This is a genomic window from Wenyingzhuangia sp. 2_MG-2023 (assembly GCF_030548295.1).
Lineage (GTDB): Bacteria > Bacteroidota > Bacteroidia > Flavobacteriales > Flavobacteriaceae > Wenyingzhuangia.
In genome coordinates this window covers 85,720-104,340 of record NZ_JAUOSB010000005.1, presented here as the reverse complement: position 1 = coordinate 104,340, position 18,621 = coordinate 85,720, and the positions used below count along the sequence as shown (strand labels likewise).

The window sequence follows — 18,621 nt, the reverse complement described above, 5'->3', positions numbered from 1 at the left end:
AATGAAGGTTTTAATCATCACTTATTATTGGCCGCCTGCGGGAGGTTCTGGTGTGCAACGTTGGTTGAAATTTGTAAAATACTTACAAGATTTTGACATTACCCCAGTGATTTATACCGTTGACAATCCAGATTATCCTATATTGGATGAGACTTTGTGTGATGATATTCCTGCAAATATAGAAGTTATCAAACAACCCATTTGGGAACCTTATCAATTAGCTTCCATATTTTCGAGAAAGAAAAAAATAAAGACAAGCGCAGGTTTTTTAAGTCCCCAAAAGAGTAGATTGACAAAAATTGCTACCTACATTCGAGCAAATTATTTTATTCCAGATGCTCGTGTATTTTGGATAAAACCTTCTATTTCTTTTTTAGAAAATTATTTATCTACGCATAAAATAGATGCCATTATTTCTACAGGACCTCCGCATACTACACACTGTATTGCTTTGGGGTTAAAGAAAAAAACAAATATCCGGTGGATTGCTGATTTTAGAGATCCTTGGACAGAAATAGATTATTTTCATCAATTGCCTTTGACCAAAAAATCAATTCAAAAACATCACAAGTTAGAACAAGAAGTTTTGAAAAATGCAGATGAGGTATTGGTGGTTGGAAATGAAATGAAAAAATCTTACGATGTGTTTTCAAATCATGTACACGTTATTACCAATGGTTTTGATGGGGAGTTGAGCAATGAAAAAAAACTAGACAAAGAGTTTACATTGACACATATAGGAATGCTAAATGCGGACAGAAATCCTATAGTTTTATGGCAAGCATTGAGTGAACTGAAAGAGAGTGTAAACTGCAAAATACAGTTGATAGGAAAAGTAGCACAAGAAGTAAAGCAAAGCATTGAGGATTATCAATTGACAGATTCAATTACGTTTATTGATTATTTACCCCATGATGAGGTAAGAAAGTATCAACAAAAATCACAAGTATTACTGCTGGCTGTAAACAATGTACCAAGTGCGAAAGGTATTATTACAGGAAAAATATTTGAATATTTACAAGCACAAAGACCTGTTATTGCCATTGCTCCAAAAGATGGAGATTTAGCGAGTATTTTAGAGAATGCAAATGCAGGTTTTGTGGTAGATTTTAAAGAGGTGAACAACTTAAAAGAAATACTTGTAGATTTACACCATCAATACACTTTGGGAAATTTACAAATAGCTTCTACAGGAGTAGAAAAATACCATCGCAAAGCATTGACAGAACAATTGGCAAACATCATTCAGCAATAAATTGAAAAAAATAGTCACCATATTAGGAGCACGACCACAGTTTGTAAAAGCTGCTGTGTTGAGTAGAGTAATTTCGGAGTTTGATACGATCGAAGAAGTTATTGTGCATACAGGTCAGCATTACGATAACAACATGAGCACGGTCTTTTTTGAAGAGATGAAAATTCCCGTTCCTAAGTACAATTTAAACATTAATGGGTTGAATCATGGAGCGATGACTGGTCAGATGTTGATTAAAATAGAGGACGTTTTAATGTTTGAAAAACCAGATGCTGTTGTGGTTTATGGAGACACCAATTCAACATTGGCAGGAGCTTTGGCAGCTCAGAAATTAGGAATTAAAGTTGTGCATGTAGAAGCAGGATTGCGCTCGTACAACATGAGTATGCCAGAAGAAGTAAATAGAATTTTGACAGATAGAATTTCCAGTTTACTATTATGTCCAACGGAAACGGCAATGCATAATTTGACGAAAGAAGGGTTTGACGATTTAGATATCAAAGTGGTGAAATCTGGAGATATTATGAAAGATGCTGTAGAGTTTTACGGAGATCTGTCTAAAGAGAAAGCTACTGTGTTGGAAAAACACAATTTAGAACCGAATGAATTTGTGTTGGCAACCATTCATAGACAGGAAAATACTGACGACCTTAAAGCGTTGAAAGGAATTTTTGAAGGATTGACTGCTATTCATCAAAACAAACAAGTAGTGATGCCTTTGCATCCACGAACCAAAGCAGTTTTAGAAAAGAATAAGTTAGAATATCCGATTACTTTTATAGATCCTGTTGGGTATTTTGACATGTTGTCTTTGTTGAAAAACTGCTTGATTGTAGTTACAGATAGTGGTGGTTTGCAAAAAGAAGCTTTTTTTAACAAAAAGGCCTGTATGATAGCTAGAGAAGAAACGGAATGGGTGGAATTGGTAAATCATGGTTTTGCTGTATTAGTAGGGAGTGAAAGCATAAAAATGAAGGAAGCATACAAGCAACTTTTAGACACACAACATGATTTTTCTGTTTCTTTATACGGTAAAAATGTTGGTTTAGAAATATACAAACAACTAGTGCAATTGCTGTCTTAATGGGAATCGTTTTAAAAGAATCGTATCAAAATACAGTAACCTTAATGTTGGCAATTTCAATAGGAGCTGTCAACACGTTGTTTTTATATGTCTATTATTTAGATACTAGTTATTACGGATTGCTTTCTTTTTTATTGTCAACATCTCTTATTTTAAAACCGTTTATTTCTTTGGGAGTAAACTACAGCATTGTCAAGTTTTTTTCAGGTTATACAGACAAAGTTGAGAAAGATAAATTTCTGAGTACAGTTCTTTGGTTGCCGCTTTTGATCATTGTTCCGTTAGGGATTGTTGCGGCTTTTTTTTATCAGCAGTGGTCAGATTATTTGTCTGAGAAAAATCCAATGGTGAAAAATTACAGTTATCTTATTTTTTGGGTAGCTATCGCCATAACTTATTTTGATATTTTTTACGCTTGGGCACGTGTTCATTTTAAATCTGTTTTAGGAAATGTGTTGAAAGAATTATTTGTTAGAGTGATTACAACATTGTTGTTAGTTCTTGTTTCTTTTGATGTAATTACGGAACATCAATTTGTGCTTTTTGTGGCAGCATCTTACGGTTTTCAAATGTTGGTGATGTTGTTTTTTGCTTTTCACTTGTATCGACCTAAATTTGTTTTTGAAATTCCATCCAATTTTAAAGATATTTTTCAATACAGTATTTACATTATTTTAGCAGGTTCCGCAGCTAGTATTTTGTTAGATATTGATAAGTTTATGATTCCTCAAAAAGAAGCTATAGAGCAAGTTGCTTTTTATGCCGTTGCGGTATATATAGGAACTATTATTGAAATTCCGGGTAGGGCCATGAGTCAAATTGTACAACCTTTAACTGCTAAGGCATTGAATGAAAACAATACGGATGGGGTCTTGAGCTTGTATCAAAAAAGCTCTATCAATTTATTAATAGCGTCTGGGTTGATTTTTATTTTGGTCATTTCTAACATAGACTCGTTATATGCACTGTTGCCAGAAAAGTACACTGGAGGTTTTTGGGTGGTGTTGATGATTGCTTGTGCCAAATTGTATCACATGTTTTTGGGAAACAATGGATCTATTATTTCCAATTCAAAGTACTATAAAATATTATTACCTTATGGAGTGGCTATGGCATTGATGGTGGTGTTTTTAAATTTTTGGTTGATTGGACTTTTTGGAATCAATGGAGCTGCGTTGTCTACATTAATTGTGGTGTTTGTATTCAATTCGGTTAAATTAATTTATGTCAAAAGAAAATTTAAGATCCAACCTACCACGACTAAAACATGGTTAACACTTTTGGCAATTTTGTGTTTTACTTTAGGAGGCTATTTTTTAAATTTTCCTTTCCATCCTGTTTTTAATATAATGTTAGAATCTCTTTTGTTATCAGTAGTTTACATTTTTGTGGTACTCCAATTTCAGTTTTCAGGAGATATTAGCTTACTTTGTACTCAAAGCTTGTCTAAACTTAAGAAATAGCTTTTTTTTAGGTTTATCCTTTTTGATAAATGGTTTGTAATGACTATATTTGCACCCGATTTAAAATTTAATTAAAAACAATCATTATGAATCATTACGAAACTGTTTTCATTTTGAATCCCGTTTTATCTGATACTCAGGTAAAGGAAACAGTACAAAAGTTCGAGGACTATTTGGTTTCTAAAGGTGCCGAAATGTTGCATAAGGAAGATTGGGGGCTAAAAAAATTAGCTTACACAATCCAAAAGAAAAAAAGTGGATTTTATCACTTGTTTGAGTTCAAAGCTCCAGGTGAAGTAGTAGCTCCATTTGAATTAGAGTTTAGACGTGACGATAGCGTTATGCGTTATTTAACTGTAAAGTTAGATAAGCACGCTGCTGCATGGGCTGATAAAAGAAAGTCTAACTTAAAATCTGCGAAGTAATTATGGCAACTATTGATCAACAAGCAAAAGGTGGTGCTAAAGGAGATGTAAGATACTTAACTCCCTTAGACATCGAAACTAAGAAAGAAGCTAAATACTGTAGATTTAAGAAAAAAGGAATCAAATACATCGATTTTAAAGATGCTGATTTCTTAATGTACTTGGTAAACGAACAAGGTAAAATTTTACCAAGACGTTTGACAGGAACTTCTTTAAAATATCAACGTAAAGTGGCTCAAGCAATTAAAAGATCGCGTCACTTGGCATTAATGCCATATGTTGGAGATTTATTAAAATAAATAAGTAGACTATCATGCAAGTAATATTAAAACAAGACGTTGAGAACCTAGGGTTTGCAGACGATATAGTAGAGGTTAAAAATGGTTACGGACGTAACTTTTTGATTCCTACAGGAAAAGCTGTTTTAGCAACAGAGTCTGCTAAAAAAGTATTAGCTGAAACGTTAAAACAACGTGCATACAAAGAAGCTAAATTGGTAGAAGAGGCTAATGTAACTGCTGAAGCTATCAAAGAATTAGAAATTAAATTGACTTCTAAAGTAGGTCAAGGAACTAAATTATTTGGTTCTATTTCTAATATTGATATAGCTGAATCTTTAGCAAAAGCTGGACATTCTATTGAAAGAAAATTCATCAAAATTGCTGGAGGATCTATCAAACGTACAGGTAAATATACTGCATCTGTTCGTTTACACAGAACAGTTACAGCTGATTTAGAATTTGAAATTGTTGGTGAGTAATTTTCACTGCAATTAAAATATATAAGGCTCACTAGAAATAGTGAGCTTTTTTATGTCCAATTATTATCTGGTGAAAATGAAGAAAAACATTGGACATCAAACTTTTGTTCTATAGGAAAAACAGACAATCCAAACTGATTGAATACAGCTACATCGGCTGCATCTCTACCATATCCTAAAGCTACATATCCACAAGGTGAATTGATTTGTGTGGCATCAAAAGTATACCATCTATTTCCTACATAGGCTTCAAACCAAGCATGCATATCCATAGGCTGAAGTTGGTGTAGATAGCCTACAACAATTCGGGCTGGAATGCTCAAACTTCTGCAAAGAGCAATTCCCAAATGAGCCAAATCTTTACAAACTCCAAACTGACGATTGTTTACTTGTATGGCAGACAAAGGTTCGTTATTGCTACCTGGTATGTATTGAATATTGTTGCGTAACCATTCTGTAATTGCATGTACCTGATCGTAACCAGCAAGATCATCATCTGTGATAGAACAAGCCATTTCGTTAAAAAAATCAGATTCACAATACCTACTAGGCAATAAGTAGCAAAGTACAGATTCTGGTAAGTTTTGAATTTCAACAAATGGAGCACCAAAAGCTTGATCGGTAACGTCAGACGTAATTACATCTGCAGAAGTAGTAATAGAAAATATGCCAGGTTTGGCAATCAATCGTTGGCATAAATTTCCGTAATGATCTGTAAATTCAAAAACAGGAGTACTAGGAGTGATTTTATACTCGTCTTTTTCTACCCATTGTTGTCCCCCGCTTCTTGGTCTTAACATTAGGATAAATGGAGTGGGAACAGCAATTTCAAAACTTAAATAACAGCTAATACGTAAATGCATCTATTTCAACTTTAGAGTAAAACCATATTAAATACAGCTTGTTTTGTTGTATCTAATATCGTCTATTTAAGAAGATTAACAGATAGTTTTTAATAATAATATGCATGACTATTAGAATAAAACACATATCCCAAAAAATGATTGTTTTCACAAATGAAAAAAGAATTAAGAAAGTTTTTATTGTCAATTGTGAAATTTAGGAGAAAAGAAAGCGTGAAAAACACATCATCTCTCATTGGATATGATTGGCTTCGTTCATATTTTCTTATTTTTGCACTCTGATTATAGAATAAATAAAAACGAAAAGGAAGCATTAGGTATAAGATATGAAATACATCCAATTGACTAAAGAACAGTTAGAAGAATTGCATGAGGAATTTGCTACATTTTTAGCAAGTCAGCAAATAGATGCAAAGGAGTGGGCGGTTATAAAGGCAGAGAAACCAGAAGTAGCAGATGAAGAAATTAATATTTTTAGCGATTTGGTTTGGGAAGATGTGTTGACCAAGGCAACATATGTAGAACACTTTTCTAAGCAAAGTATCAATTTGTTTTTTTGTACAGAAGGAGTGATTCAGAGAATTATGATAAAAACCAATGACGAGGTTATAGATTTGTCATCTCAAGAAGGAATTCAAGAATTGCTAAATCAACCTAAAAATGAAAAGTTTGAGTTTTTTAAAGGAGCAAAAAAATACAATAAAGAGCGAAATCTAGAAATTTTTGATTTGATATTGAAAGGAGCAAGTATTAGCAAAGAGGGAGTGTTGTATCAGAATTTTGAAAAATTTGTAAACTAATCCTATGATAGATAAAGCATTGGTTTCTTATTTAGAAGAATTTGTTACAGACGAACGAAAGGCATTGTTCAAAAAAGTGATAGAGAACAGAACAAGGCATTTTGCTGTTGTGTTAGAGGATTTGTACCAAAAACACAATTGGAGTGCCGTAGTGCGTAGTTGTGACGTTTTTGGAGTGCAAGATATTTATACCATAGAAAACAAATACAGTGCATATATTTCTAACGGAGTAGGAAAAGGAGCTCAGAAATGGGTGGATTTTTATCGTTTTAAAACAAGAGAAAATAATACGCAAGAATGCGTGGACGAATTGAAAGCAAAAGGATATCAAATTATAGTAACCACACCGCACGAAGAATCCTCTTTTGTCTCGGATTTTGACATTACTAAAAAGTCAGCTTTTGTTTTTGGAGTTGAGGGTAGGGGAGCTTCTGATTTGATTATGGATCAGGCAGATGGCTACTTAAAAATTCCGATGGTTGGGTTTACAGAGAGTCTTAATGTTTCTGTAGCTGCTGCTATTACGTTACAAAACACAACCGATAGATTAAGACAGTCTAACTTGGATTGGAAATTTACCGAACAAGAAAAGGAAGAATTGTATTTTAGTTGGTTAGAAAAATCTATCGGTTCTGTAAAACAGATAAAGGAAAGATATTATGAAAATATTAAAAAGTAGGGTAGGGTTTTTTAACAAGTAATGGTTATATATGTATAAACTCATAATACAATATAGATCTATGAATTATTTTACAAATTTATTAAGACTAGGTTTTCTTGTTTTTGTTGTTTCGTGTAGCGGTGATGATTCTATGACAACAACAGAAGATACAGATACAACAGATATTACAGATGAAACTATAGTTACAGGAACTCTTCATGCTGCTTTTGAAGATTTTTCTTCGGATATAGAAATTGTTCTTTTGGATGACGATACCGTTTCTATTGAAACAGATGGATTGCCAAATCATACATCTCCTTACTGGTCACCAACCAGTGATTTGTATACTGCAGCAACCGTAGCTAGAGTGGCACACATGTCACCAGGATATATTGATGATTTTGAGGGAACTTTTGCGTTACAGGTTTCCACAAATCCACAAAAGGCAAGTCGGACTACAGCTACAAGCTTAGGGGCTATTGGAATTGCAGTTAGTGGAGCGGTAATTTACAATCAGAATGAAGCTGGAAATATTCAAATTACAGAGAATGTAGCTTCAGGATTGGATTATAATGGAGCTCATACAGGACCAAGTAGCTATCATTATCATTTTGAACCAACAGCTTTTACAGATAACGATTCCAATTTAGTAGGTGTAATTGCCGATGGATTTTTCTTGTACGGAAGAAAATGTTATTCCACAGGAGGCTATCCTACAGATTTAGATAGTTCTAACGGACACACTTCTGTAACTCAGTACAATGATGATGCAGAGTACCATTACCACATTGGAAATACTACTATTTACAATGAATATTATGTAAACTTTACGGGAGATTACCAAGGGACACCTTATAGAATTTCAGGTAGAAATTAAATGAGAGAAAAGTTCTTAACATATAATGAGTAAGAAATGAAAATCTATTTTAGCACTTTAATATTGTTGTTGTCACTTGTTGTCGCATGTAAGAAAAATATAGAGAAAGAAGAAAGTCCTGTGGTACAAGTAGTTTTTGATGAGTTAGAAAAAAATCTAGCAAATGGTTTTATGCTTTATCAAGGAGTTTTGTTTACTGGGGTTGCCAAAGAATACATGAAAGATGGGAAAACATTAAAATACTTAGTCACGTATTCAGAAGGGTTGAAAAATGGTATTTCAAAACGATGGTATGACAATGGAAATAAAAATTATGAAACTCAATATGTCAACGGCAGAAAACAAGGGTTGACTAAAATTTGGTTCCGAAGTGGACAATTGCAAAGTGAAGCTACCTATTTTAAGGGTGTTGTACATGGAACAGAGATTATTTGGTATTCTACAGGAGAAAAACAAAAAGAAAGAATACTCCATTATGGTCAAGAAAAAGGAATGCAGAAAGCTTGGAGGAAAAACGGAAAGTTGTATGCTAATTATGAAGCTGTAAATGGACGAATTTTTGGTCTTTTGGGATCAAATATGTGTTATGAAGTAGAAAATGAAATCGTCAAAAAATAATTCACCTACTATAGAAAATTTGTAATAGTATGAATAAAAATAATCAACAGTTGGTTGATAAATAACAACATAAAAAAAGAGGCTAAATTAGCCTCTTTTTTTATGTTGTCTAGTTGTTAATTGTTACAAGATATGCACAGGTAAAAACCTGTTTAGGTCCTAAAGAAATAATTCCTTCTTTATCTTTTAATTGCTGATTGTGGTCTGCGTGATCTGTAATTCCGTGCCATGGCTCAATACAAACAAACGGGGCTTCTTGGTTTGCGGACCAAATTCCTAAATAAGGAAAGTTTTCAAATTTTACACTCATATATGTTTTTCCTGTAGGTTCATGAATAAAAGAAACTTCAGAAAAAGGATTAGGATTAAAGATAAGCGCATCTTTGTCAAACACATTTTTTGGCAAATCTAAAACACCACCTTGATTAAAGACTTTTGAAGTTTCTTTGTTTCTACATCCGTTGATTAGGTGTGTTGATAGAGGTGCTGCATCGTTGTCAAAAACCAAAATATATTCTTCTCTTGTCTGATTTTTTTCAAAAGGACAAGCGTATGCAGGGTGTGCACCTATAGAAAATAATAAGTTTTTGTCTGATGGATTTTTAACTAAGTATTTTGTATTAATGGTTTTATTGGTTAATGTATAGGTTATTTGCAATACAAATTCAAACGGATACCATTCTAAAGTTTCTTTAGAAGAAGCAAGTTCAAAAGTAATAGAGTCATTAGATTGTTCTACTATGTTGAATTCACTATTTCTAGCAAAGCCATGTTGTTTCATTTCAAATTTCTGATCCTCTACATAAAAAGTATTGTCTTTTAGACCTCCAACAATAGGAAATAAAACAGGAGCGTGTCTACCCCAGAATTCAGGATTTCCATTCCAAATGTATTCAATTTCGTTTTTGTTAGTAAGGCTAATCAATTCTGCTCCTTTAGAAGTAAAGTTAGCTTTTAGGTACTCATTTTCTAGGCAATAGGTAGAACTCATGATGTTTATGGTAATGGTTTTATTTCTTTAATAGTAGCTACATACTCACACCTTTCAATGATGAAAGCAAACTTTTGAGACAATACTTGGTCGTTTGTTTTTTTACCAATAGTGATATCAATCCAATAATCAGGACACGGAGTAACTCTTGGGTGGCTTTTGGAAAAATCAACGTTTCCTTTGTGTAAAACGTATTGAATGTCTAGAGAGTCTAGATGAAATTGATCCATTGTTTTTTGAGCCAACGCATCAATTTTAAGCGTGTCTTTTAGTTGAATTTGTTTTAAAGTACGAGCATTGGGAAAGTATGCAAAAGTAGTTCCTTTTTGTTTGTTAATGTAGCTTAATGCTACGACTCCAAGTGCCAATCCTCCAAAATAATAACCAAATCTTCGTAATAATTTAGCGTCTATTTGTTTCAATAATTCTTTGATCATTATTATTCATTTTCTATCATCAAAAGTAAAGAAGAATAAAAGAATTTAAGAGTTATTTAAAATTAAATTATATTTAATTAAGTGCTTAAAAATAGACAAGTCTAGTTTTATAGATCGTATGTTTTAGTGTATAAACTATTTGTTATACTAGTTTGTTAAGTAAATAATTAAGTTTGTTTGATAATTATTTTTAATCAATATGAAACAGATATATAAAATATTTAAAGGAGTATTTACCGTTATTTTACTTGTAAGTACTAGTGCAAATTCTCAAAACAAGTTTTTTAAAAAATTAGAGAATGAAAAAGTAGCTTCTACTAACGGAGTAGTTTGGAAACAGGTTGCTCCGGGAAATGCAGGTTTTGCTAATTTAATGCGTTACCATCCAACCATTCCAGAACTTATTACTCAATGTCCAGATATGTGGAATGCTTATCAATCTGAAAATAACGGAAAAAGTTGGTACGGAATTACAGATTATGATGGAGATGCTTCGTTTTACCATTTAAGAGATTTGGAGTATTCTGTTACCGATGCAAAATTTGGTTTAGCATTAACATCATCGCAACTATGGAAAACAAAAGATTTAGGAAAGAATTGGGAAATTGTAAAATATTGTCCTTGGTATAAAGTAGATAATGATGGAACTGATAAAGAGAGTTGGAGAAGAAAAGTAGCGGCAGTTACCATTGATCCAACAAATGAAAAAGTTTGGTATGTAGCAGGAGGAGGGAATGTCCGTCAACAAGATTGGATGTCTTCTTTAAAAGATATAAATGCAAAAAATCCTAGAGGTGATGAAAGTAAAAAGTTCATGCATATTGGAAAATTGTGGAAAACTAGCAATGGAGGAAAAAGCTGGAAACTGATTAATAATGGTTTGCCAGAACAAATTCAAGTTTGTAGAATTATTGTAAATCCTAGGAAACCAAAGCAAATTTTTGCAGCTTCTAATTACGGTTTGTTTCAATCAGAAAATGGAGGGAAAAAATGGAAAAAAGTTTCTGGGCAGTTTGATAATGATATTATCATGGATATGGATTTTTATTACAATGCTAAGACTAAATCATTTCAGTTATTTGTTATAGATCAAACGCAATACGTTGCTAATGGAAAAACAACCCAATGTACAGGAGGAGTTTTTTATTCTAATGATGAAGGAAAGTCATGGAAAAATATAACTGGAGAATTGTATTTAGATATCAATCAACTATCTGGAGGAGTGCCGGCTAATTACTATTTATATTTGGCTAAATGGTTTGGGATTTCTAAAGGAAAAGCTCAAGAATTATATCCAGAATTGCCAACAAAGGCACTACAACGTTTTAATATGATTAGTGCTGATCCTAGTAAAGAAGGTGTTGTGTATTTAGGTTTTGCAGATCCACAAATAGGAAAATCAATCATGCCAGGACGTTTGTGGAAAACAGAAGATTTTGGAAATAAATGGATTAGTACCGCTCGTTTGTACCAAGAAACATGGGAAAAAGACAAAGCGTATTGGGAAAAAAGAGGAAATCCAACACATAACAATATGGAGGTTGGACATTCTTCTCCACATATGCGTTTTGGTAAAAATTATGCCTTACGCTCTATGAGGGGGATGGATGTTGGTGTTGATGGAAGTGTGATGATTATTTCTGATCACAGTACTATGTTAAGCTCTGATAGAGGGGCAACGTGGAAACAGGTAGATGAAAATGTTACTTCAACAGGTGCTATTATAGGAACAGGAAACAGCAATTTGCCTGCATTGACCATTGCTCAGGACAAAAGATTTGAAACTACTTTGTTAGGATCGGGTGAGCATAGATTATGGATTCCCGAAATTACAGAAAGCGGAGAGATTGCTTTAAAGTATATAGAAAGTGCTCAAGCTACGGTTAGTAATATTGTATTTGATCCGTATGATGCTAAAACTGTGTATGTAACCTCTAACCGACAAGAGGAAAAACAATATATGTTTAGAAGTACAGATGGAGGATTAACTTGGCACAAGCATGGAATTGCTACTCCTGCCACCAACAAATGGAAAGATGACTTTTATACTAATGGGTTGTTGATAGACCCTATTGATCCGAATTATATGTATTTTGGAATTACTGACATAGCCAATGCTAAAAAGGGGCATCAAGGAGGGTTCTTTGTGTCTAAAGACAAGGGGAAAACATTCCAGCAAAGCAATGAGGGATTGCCAAGCCCTGCAAAAATTAACGATGTACAATTTGATCCAAGAGATCTATCTAGAAAATCGTTGTTTATAGCTGCAGAGAAAAACATTCACAATTATAGAAAGCCTTTGTCAGAAGGAGGTTTGTTTCATTCTACAGATAGAGGAGCAACTTGGAAAGAAGTAAAAACACCGAGTGAGGTAGAGGGAGTACAATTTGTAACTTTTGACCATACCAACCGTATGTATATTACTACAGGTTACCGTGGAGGTGGAGCAGGTGTTTGGTATTCTGATGATTTTGGTGAAAATTGGGAACAAGTTTTTAAAGCACCAGAAACAGAGTGTTTTGCAATTTCTCCTTTTGATCATAATTTAATGGTGGTTACTACCAAGTTTTTATCCAAAAATCCAGGAGTGTATTTAAGTAAAGATCGTGGAGAGACTTGGGAAAAGATTAATAAAAGCATTGTAATTCCTCATCAAATAGAAGATGTAAAGTTCGATTTACACAATCCAGCAGAAATGTGGTTGGCAACCAAAGGAGGAGGTTTCTATAAAGGGAAAATTGAAAATGGGAACCAAGTACAAGTAGTTAAAGTAACAACTCCTGTGGTAACTATAAAAGACGGTAAAAAGATTCAGTTAAAAGCTAAAATTGTTAATAAAAGTTACCAAAGTGAAAAGATTGTTTGGAAATCTGAAAATTCAGCAATTGCCAAAGTAAGTAAAACAGGAACAATAACTCCTGTTGGTAAAGGTAATGTGAAGATTTGGGCAACTACCAAAGACGGACGTTTTGGAGATTATTCAGTTGTAACGGTACATTAATACGTTTGTTATAGGAATTAAAAAAGGTTGTAAAACTTAAGTTTTACAACCTTTTTTAATATTTAGAAATTAAGTGTAATTTTTATAAAATCAATAGGTTGATGTCTGTAAAAGGGATGTTGAACCAATCTCCAACTGCTTTTTTAGTTAAAATACCTTTGTACATATACATACCACTTCTAATTACGGTATCGTATTTTACGGCAGTTTCAAAGCCACCTTCGTCACCAACGGCTAACAAATAAGGAGTAATAATGTTGCTGATAGATACAGTAGCTGTTTTGGCATATCTAGAGGGAATGTTGGGAACACCATAATGAATCACTCCGTGTTTCTTAAAAGTAGGATTGCTGTGTGTTGTCAATTCGGAGGTTTCAAAACAACCACCTCTGTCAATACTAACATCAATAATAACCGCCCCTTCTTTCATCACACAAATCAAATCTTCTGAGACTACAATGGGTGCTCTTGTTTTTCCTTTGATGGCTCCAATCACAACATCGGCTCTCATCAATGCTTTTTCTAGTGCTTTGTGATGTATGGTAGAGGTGTAAACAGGAATGTTTAAGTCTTGCTGTAATTGTCTTAGTTTGGTGATAGAATTGTCAAACACCTTAACGCTTGCTCCCAGTGCTTTTGCGGATTTTGCTGCAAATAAAGCTACGGTTCCTGCTCCTAAAATTACTACTTCGCAAGGAGGTACTCCACTAATATTTCCTAGCAATCTTCCAGAACCACCATTTTCAGCATTCATCAATTCTGAGGCGATTAAAATAGAAGCAGTTCCAGCAATTTCGCTCAAAGATTTTACAATAGGAAAACTATCTTGCTCGTCTTTGATAAAATCAAAAGCAATAGCAGTAATGCGTTTGTTTGCTAAGGCTTTAAAATAGTCTTTGGCTTGTGTTTTTAGTTGTAAAGAAGAAACTAAAAAGGCTTGAGGTTTGATTAGGTTGATTTCTTCAATGGATGGGGGAGAAACTTTTAAAACAATATTGCATTCAAAAACTTCTTTTGTACTGTAAGATATTTTTGCTCCAGAATCAGAATATTCCTTGTCTGTAAAATTGGAAGCCAACCCGGCACCTGATTCAATAATAATTCTGTGACCTTGCAAAGTCATGGCTGCCACAGCATCTGGAGTTAGGCAAACTCTTTTTTCTTCGTGACAGGTTTCTTTAGGGAGTCCTATAAACAAATCTCCTTTCTTGGGAGTAATTGCCAAACGTTCTTCTTGAACATGAAACTCAATTTTTCCAAATGCAGTCATACGCTTATCCATACACGAGTTTAGTTAGAAAGCAGGTAAAGTTGTTATTTAAGGCAAAGCGTTCTTGTGTGGTCACTATTTGTCTTAATGGAAATTACCTGTGCATCTAAAGGTAATAAATTTTCTATATTCTCAGGCCATTCTACAAAACACCATTGGTTGTTATAAAAATACTCTTCAATACCAATGTCGTAGGCTTCATCATCGTTATCAATTCTGTAAAAATCAAAGTGATACAATATTTCTTGTTCTGGTGTCTCATATTCGTTGACCAAAGAAAAAGTTGGAGAAGAGCTAATGTTGCAACCTAATTGATTTGCTAGTTCTTTAATTAAGGTTGTTTTTCCTGTTCCCATAGTTGCATAAAACAACAAGATTTTACTTTTTGTATGCTCTAAAATTTGAGAGGCAACAACGGGTAAATTGTCTAAAGAATATGTTATTTCCATAGTGATATTTTGTACACCTAACTGGATTCGAACCAGCACGTCCATAGGACACTACCCCCTCAAGGTAGCACGTCTACCAATTCCGCCATAGGTGCTATTAAAAAAAATATTCCTTTTAAAGAATGCAAATATAGATAAATGGAATAGGATTTATGAAATGTAACAATAGAAATATAGATGCGTCAATTTTAGATGGAGATATAGAATGAATGTCTCTGTTTTAGCAAGCATTTACTGTTAAATTTGTGAAGAATGCAACATTTAGACCCCTTATCTGATAATTATAAATTTTGTTTTTAATCTAAATTTGTAGTTAATGAGACTAAGCTAAGTAACAATTAGAATCATTGCATAAAAAAAATAATCATCATAATAAATATAATGAACAAATACTTTTACTTATTAATAGCTGCAGGTTTGTTTTTTTCAAATGGAAAGGCACAAGAAAAACCTATTTACAAAGCTGAGAAATGGGAAAATCCTGAATGGGAAAATCCTGAAATATTTCAAATCAATAGAGAAGAACCAACTGCTTCTTTTTATAAACACAAAACTGTAAGTGGTGCATTGAACAGTGAGAGTTGGAATAAATCACCATTGTATAAATCTTTAAATGGAACTTGGAGTTTTTATTATGCTGATAGTGTTTCTGCACGTCCAGAAGATTTTTATAAAAGCGATTTTAGTTTGACAGGGTGGAGTACAATTGATGTACCTTCAAACTGGGAAATGCAAGGTTTTGGTATTCCTGTTTATACAAATAGACATTATATGTTTCCTGCAAATCCTCCATATATTCCTCATAATATTAATAATGTAGGTAGTTATAAAAGAGAGTTTGAGCTACCTAAAGATTGGGATGGAAAAGATATCTACCTTCATTTTGCAGGGGTTAGTGGTGCTATGTATGTATGGGTAAATGGCAAAAAAATTGGATATAACGAAGGAAGTAAAACACCTGCTGAGTTTAAGGTTACAAATGTTGCAAAGGCTGGGAAAAACACCATTGCTGTACAAGTGTTGCGTTGGTCTGATGCAAGTTACATGGAAGATCAAGATTTTTGGAGATTAAGCGGTATTGAGCGTGATGTATATATGTACGCAACAGATAAAGTAACTGTTAGAGATTTTAGAGTGCTTGCTGATTTAGAGAATAACTATACAGACGGTGTTTTTAAAGCAACATTGCAAGTAGATAACAATACCAGAAAAAATGCAAAAAGAATTGTTGAATTAAAGTTAATGGATGGGGCTAAAGAAGTATTTGCAACATCTAAGTCATTAAAATTAGCAACAGGAGAAAATAATATTGATTTCTCTCAGGTTGTTAAAAGTGTAAAAACATGGAATGCAGAACACCCAAACCTTTATACATTATTAATAGATTTTAAGGATACTAAAGGAAATACTTTAGAAGCAACTTCTATTAAAGTAGGTTTTAGAAATGTGAAAATTGTAAACAATCAGTTTTTGGTAAACGGAAAACCTGTTTTGTTAAAAGGAGCAAATCTTCATGATCATAGTGATACAGAAGGGCATACTATTTCTGAAGAACTTACTTTAAAAGATTTAGAGGTAATGAAACAAAACAATTTAAACGCAATTCGTTGTAGTCATTATCCAAAAGATCCACATTTTTACAGAATGTGCGATAAATATGGGTTTTATGTAGTTGATGAGGCTAATATTGAAACACATGGTATGGGAACTACCAATCAAGGGTTAGACAAAAATAAGAATGCTCAAAAAGTGCATCCTGCATATTTACCAGAATGGAAAGCAATGCATATGGATCGAACTATTAGAATGTTTGAACGTGATAAAAACTTTCCATGTGTTGTTACTTGGTCTTTAGGTAATGAAGCTGGAAATGGAGAAAACTTTTTTGCTACCTATAAATGGTTAAAAGAACAAGATAACACAAGACCTACACAATACGAAGGTGCTACAAATTATGCAAACTCAGATATTCAAGCCCCTATGTATTGGACGATTGATAAAATGATTAAATATGCAGAAAACAATCCAACAAGGCCTTTGATCCAATGTGAGTATGCACATGCGATGGGGAATAGTGTTGGAAACTTACAAAAATATTGGGATGTTATTGAAAAATACGACATCATGCAAGGTGGATTTATTTGGGATTGGGTAGATCAAGGAATGTTGACTAAAAATGATAAAGGAGAGGCTTATTGGGCTTATGGAGGTGATTTAGGAGGATTTCACTTACAGAATGATAAAAACTTTTGTTTGAATGGAATTGTAAATCCAGATAGAACTGCACATCCGGCTTTGTACGAAGTAAAGAAAGTGTACCAATACATTAAATTCAAAGCTTCAGATGTAAGTAAAGGAGAAATTGAAATTACCAATAAGTACGATTTTAGCAATTTAAATGAATATCAATTTACTTGGACATTATTAGAAAATGGAATTGAGATTGCAAAAGGGAAATTACCAAAATTAAATGTAGCTCCGTATCAATCAGAAAAAGTTCAGGTTGTATTACCAGAGTTTAAAAATCCAAGTGCAGAATATCATTTAAATGTATATGCTTTAAATCAAACAAAAACAGATTTAATGCCATTGAATCATGTGGTAGCCTTTGAGCAATTTCAGTTAACCAAACCAACTTTTAGTGTTGAGGAATCAGCTTCTAAAGAGAAAATATATGTTACCTCTAAAGATGATGTTACAACAATTTCTAACGATCAATTTGAGTTAAAGTTAGATGCTACAAAAGGAAAAATTACCTCTTTAGATTATGGAAACGGAAATGTATTTGTAGAAAGCATTACCCCAAATTTTTGGAGAGCTGTTACGGATAATGATTTTGGAGCAAAAACACCAGAAACTTTAAAAGTTTGGAAACAAGCTACTGAGCAACAATCTTTAGCAACAGTTAAGTTGTTTAAGAAATCAAAAGAAATTTCATTGTCAAAAAAAGCTAAAGTAAAAGGAGCTGTCCGTATTCAAACTACTTTTGATTTACCATCTGTAAAAGGAAAGATTATTATTGATTATAAGATTGAGCCATCGGGAGAAATTATGGTTACCAACACGTTGAGTGGAATTAGCAATAATTTGCCTCATTTGCCAAGATTTGGAGATAATTTTATCATCAAAAATGAATATCAAAATGTAGCATGGTTTGGTAGAGGTCCTCATGAAAATTACAATGATAGAAATACAGCTGCTTTGGTAGGAAATTATGAAGCAAAGGTTGATGATTTGTACTTTCCATACATTCGTCCACAAGAAAATGGATATAAAACAGATGTACGTTGGGTAACTTTTACCAATACTAATGGTTCAGGAATAAAAATTGAAGGTTTACAGTTGTTAGGTTTTAGTGCGCATCACCAATACAATAGTGATTTTGATGCTGGAGAAACAAAACAACAACGTCATACTACAGATATTAAAAAAAGAGACTTTGTAAATATTAATATTGATTACAAACAAACAGGTATTGGAGGTGATAACAGTTGGAGTCCAAAAGCTTTAGCACATAAAGAGTTTAGAATTCAACCTAAAAATATTACCTATTCTTATAAAATAGTACCAATTACAAAATAATTATTTAATAAGAAGACTTTTTCCTGATAGGATAGGGTCTTCTTGTTTCATTGAAGAGATATAAAAAACAGTATAAATCGAATTT

Annotated in this window: 17 protein-coding genes and 1 tRNA gene; 12 read left to right on the top strand and 6 right to left on the bottom strand. The window is 33.2% G+C overall.

The genetic code is table 11. The features are described 5' to 3' along the window. Window position 1 precedes the first annotated feature (1 nt). The 6 genes from Q4548_RS08000 to rplI all read left to right on the top strand — a co-directional run bounded on the left by Q4548_RS08000 (window position 2) and on the right by rplI (window position 4,987). On the top strand, window positions 2-1,255 hold the full coding sequence (locus tag Q4548_RS08000) for a glycosyltransferase (protein WP_303453464.1): 1,254 nt from the start codon (window positions 2-4) through the stop codon (window positions 1,253-1,255). A gap of 1 nt (window position 1,256) precedes the next feature. Then, window positions 1,257-2,339 (top strand): non-hydrolyzing UDP-N-acetylglucosamine 2-epimerase, encoded by a 1,083-nt coding sequence (gene wecB / locus Q4548_RS07995; RefSeq protein ID WP_303453461.1) that lies wholly within the window; start codon window positions 1,257-1,259, stop codon window positions 2,337-2,339. Next, a complete protein-coding gene (locus tag Q4548_RS07990; RefSeq protein ID WP_303453458.1) occupies window positions 2,339-3,802 on the top strand; it encodes an oligosaccharide flippase family protein in 1,464 nt (487 codons plus the stop codon). Before wecB ends, Q4548_RS07990 begins: the two co-directional genes overlap by 1 nt. Before the next feature lie 86 nt (window positions 3,803-3,888). Further along, window positions 3,889-4,227: a 30S ribosomal protein S6 gene (gene rpsF / locus Q4548_RS07985; RefSeq protein ID WP_303453455.1), complete on the top strand. Its 339-nt coding sequence runs from the start codon at window positions 3,889-3,891 to the stop codon at window positions 4,225-4,227. A gap of 2 nt (window positions 4,228-4,229) precedes the next feature. Continuing rightward, a complete protein-coding gene (rpsR, locus tag Q4548_RS07980) occupies window positions 4,230-4,526 on the top strand; it encodes a 30S ribosomal protein S18 (protein ID WP_303453452.1) in 297 nt (98 codons plus the stop codon). A 14-nt stretch (window positions 4,527-4,540) separates the two neighbouring features. Further along, window positions 4,541-4,987, top strand: a complete 447-nt coding sequence (gene rplI / locus Q4548_RS07975; RefSeq protein ID WP_303453450.1) for a 50S ribosomal protein L9 — start codon at window positions 4,541-4,543, stop codon at window positions 4,985-4,987. Between the two features lie 50 nt (window positions 4,988-5,037). Here rplI and Q4548_RS07970 read toward each other — a convergent pair whose 3' ends face one another. After that, window positions 5,038-5,850 carry a transglutaminase family protein gene (locus Q4548_RS07970; RefSeq protein ID WP_303453447.1) on the bottom strand — a complete coding sequence of 271 codons (813 nt, stop codon included), beginning with the start codon at window positions 5,848-5,850 and terminating at the stop codon, window positions 5,038-5,040. Between the two features lie 326 nt (window positions 5,851-6,176). On the opposite strand from Q4548_RS07970, the gene Q4548_RS07965 reads away from it, so the two are divergent. The 4 genes from Q4548_RS07965 to Q4548_RS07950 all read left to right on the top strand — a co-directional run bounded on the left by Q4548_RS07965 (window position 6,177) and on the right by Q4548_RS07950 (window position 8,806). Continuing rightward, window positions 6,177-6,650 (top strand): DUF6495 family protein, encoded by a 474-nt coding sequence (locus Q4548_RS07965; protein WP_303453445.1) that lies wholly within the window; start codon window positions 6,177-6,179, stop codon window positions 6,648-6,650. Window positions 6,651-6,654: 4 nt separating this feature from the next. After that, window positions 6,655-7,329, top strand: a complete 675-nt coding sequence (locus tag Q4548_RS07960) for a TrmH family RNA methyltransferase (RefSeq protein WP_408068630.1) — start codon at window positions 6,655-6,657, stop codon at window positions 7,327-7,329. Window positions 7,330-7,390: 61 nt separating this feature from the next. Beyond that, a complete protein-coding gene (locus Q4548_RS07955) occupies window positions 7,391-8,188 on the top strand; it encodes a YHYH protein (protein WP_303453442.1) in 798 nt (265 codons plus the stop codon). 36 nt (window positions 8,189-8,224) lie between these two features. Next, the gene (locus Q4548_RS07950; RefSeq protein ID WP_303453439.1) at window positions 8,225-8,806 is read left to right on the top strand and encodes a toxin-antitoxin system YwqK family antitoxin; all 582 of its coding nucleotides are present in this window, start codon (window positions 8,225-8,227) and stop codon (window positions 8,804-8,806) included. A gap of 109 nt (window positions 8,807-8,915) precedes the next feature. Here Q4548_RS07950 and Q4548_RS07945 read toward each other — a convergent pair whose 3' ends face one another. Further along, window positions 8,916-9,797 (bottom strand): aldose 1-epimerase family protein, encoded by an 882-nt coding sequence (locus tag Q4548_RS07945; protein WP_303453436.1) that lies wholly within the window; start codon window positions 9,795-9,797, stop codon window positions 8,916-8,918. 5 nt (window positions 9,798-9,802) lie between these two features. Then, window positions 9,803-10,234, bottom strand: a complete 432-nt coding sequence (locus Q4548_RS07940) for a hypothetical protein (protein WP_303453434.1) — start codon at window positions 10,232-10,234, stop codon at window positions 9,803-9,805. A 199-nt stretch (window positions 10,235-10,433) separates the two neighbouring features. Between Q4548_RS07940 and Q4548_RS07935 the strand changes: the two genes are divergently transcribed. Beyond that, window positions 10,434-13,235, top strand: coding sequence for a VPS10 domain-containing protein (locus Q4548_RS07935; protein WP_303453431.1), 2,802 nt, complete (start codon window positions 10,434-10,436; stop codon window positions 13,233-13,235). An 82-nt stretch (window positions 13,236-13,317) separates the two neighbouring features. Here the strand turns inward: Q4548_RS07935 and Q4548_RS07930 are convergent, their stop codons facing one another. From Q4548_RS07930 to Q4548_RS07920, 3 genes are all read right to left on the bottom strand, one after another. Next, complete coding sequence (locus Q4548_RS07930) at window positions 13,318-14,517, bottom strand: alanine dehydrogenase (protein WP_303453429.1); 1,200 nt, start codon at window positions 14,515-14,517, stop codon at window positions 13,318-13,320. A 32-nt stretch (window positions 14,518-14,549) separates the two neighbouring features. Continuing rightward, window positions 14,550-14,954 carry a tRNA (adenosine(37)-N6)-threonylcarbamoyltransferase complex ATPase subunit type 1 TsaE gene (gene tsaE, locus Q4548_RS07925; RefSeq protein WP_303453426.1) on the bottom strand — a complete coding sequence of 135 codons (405 nt, stop codon included), beginning with the start codon at window positions 14,952-14,954 and terminating at the stop codon, window positions 14,550-14,552. A gap of 12 nt (window positions 14,955-14,966) precedes the next feature. Then, window positions 14,967-15,049, bottom strand: a tRNA-Leu gene (locus Q4548_RS07920). 286 nt (window positions 15,050-15,335) lie between these two features. Here Q4548_RS07920 and Q4548_RS07915 point away from each other — a divergent pair. Beyond that, complete coding sequence (locus Q4548_RS07915; protein WP_303453424.1) at window positions 15,336-18,536, top strand: glycoside hydrolase family 2 TIM barrel-domain containing protein; 3,201 nt, start codon at window positions 15,336-15,338, stop codon at window positions 18,534-18,536. The last annotated feature ends 85 nt before the right edge of the window (window positions 18,537-18,621 follow it).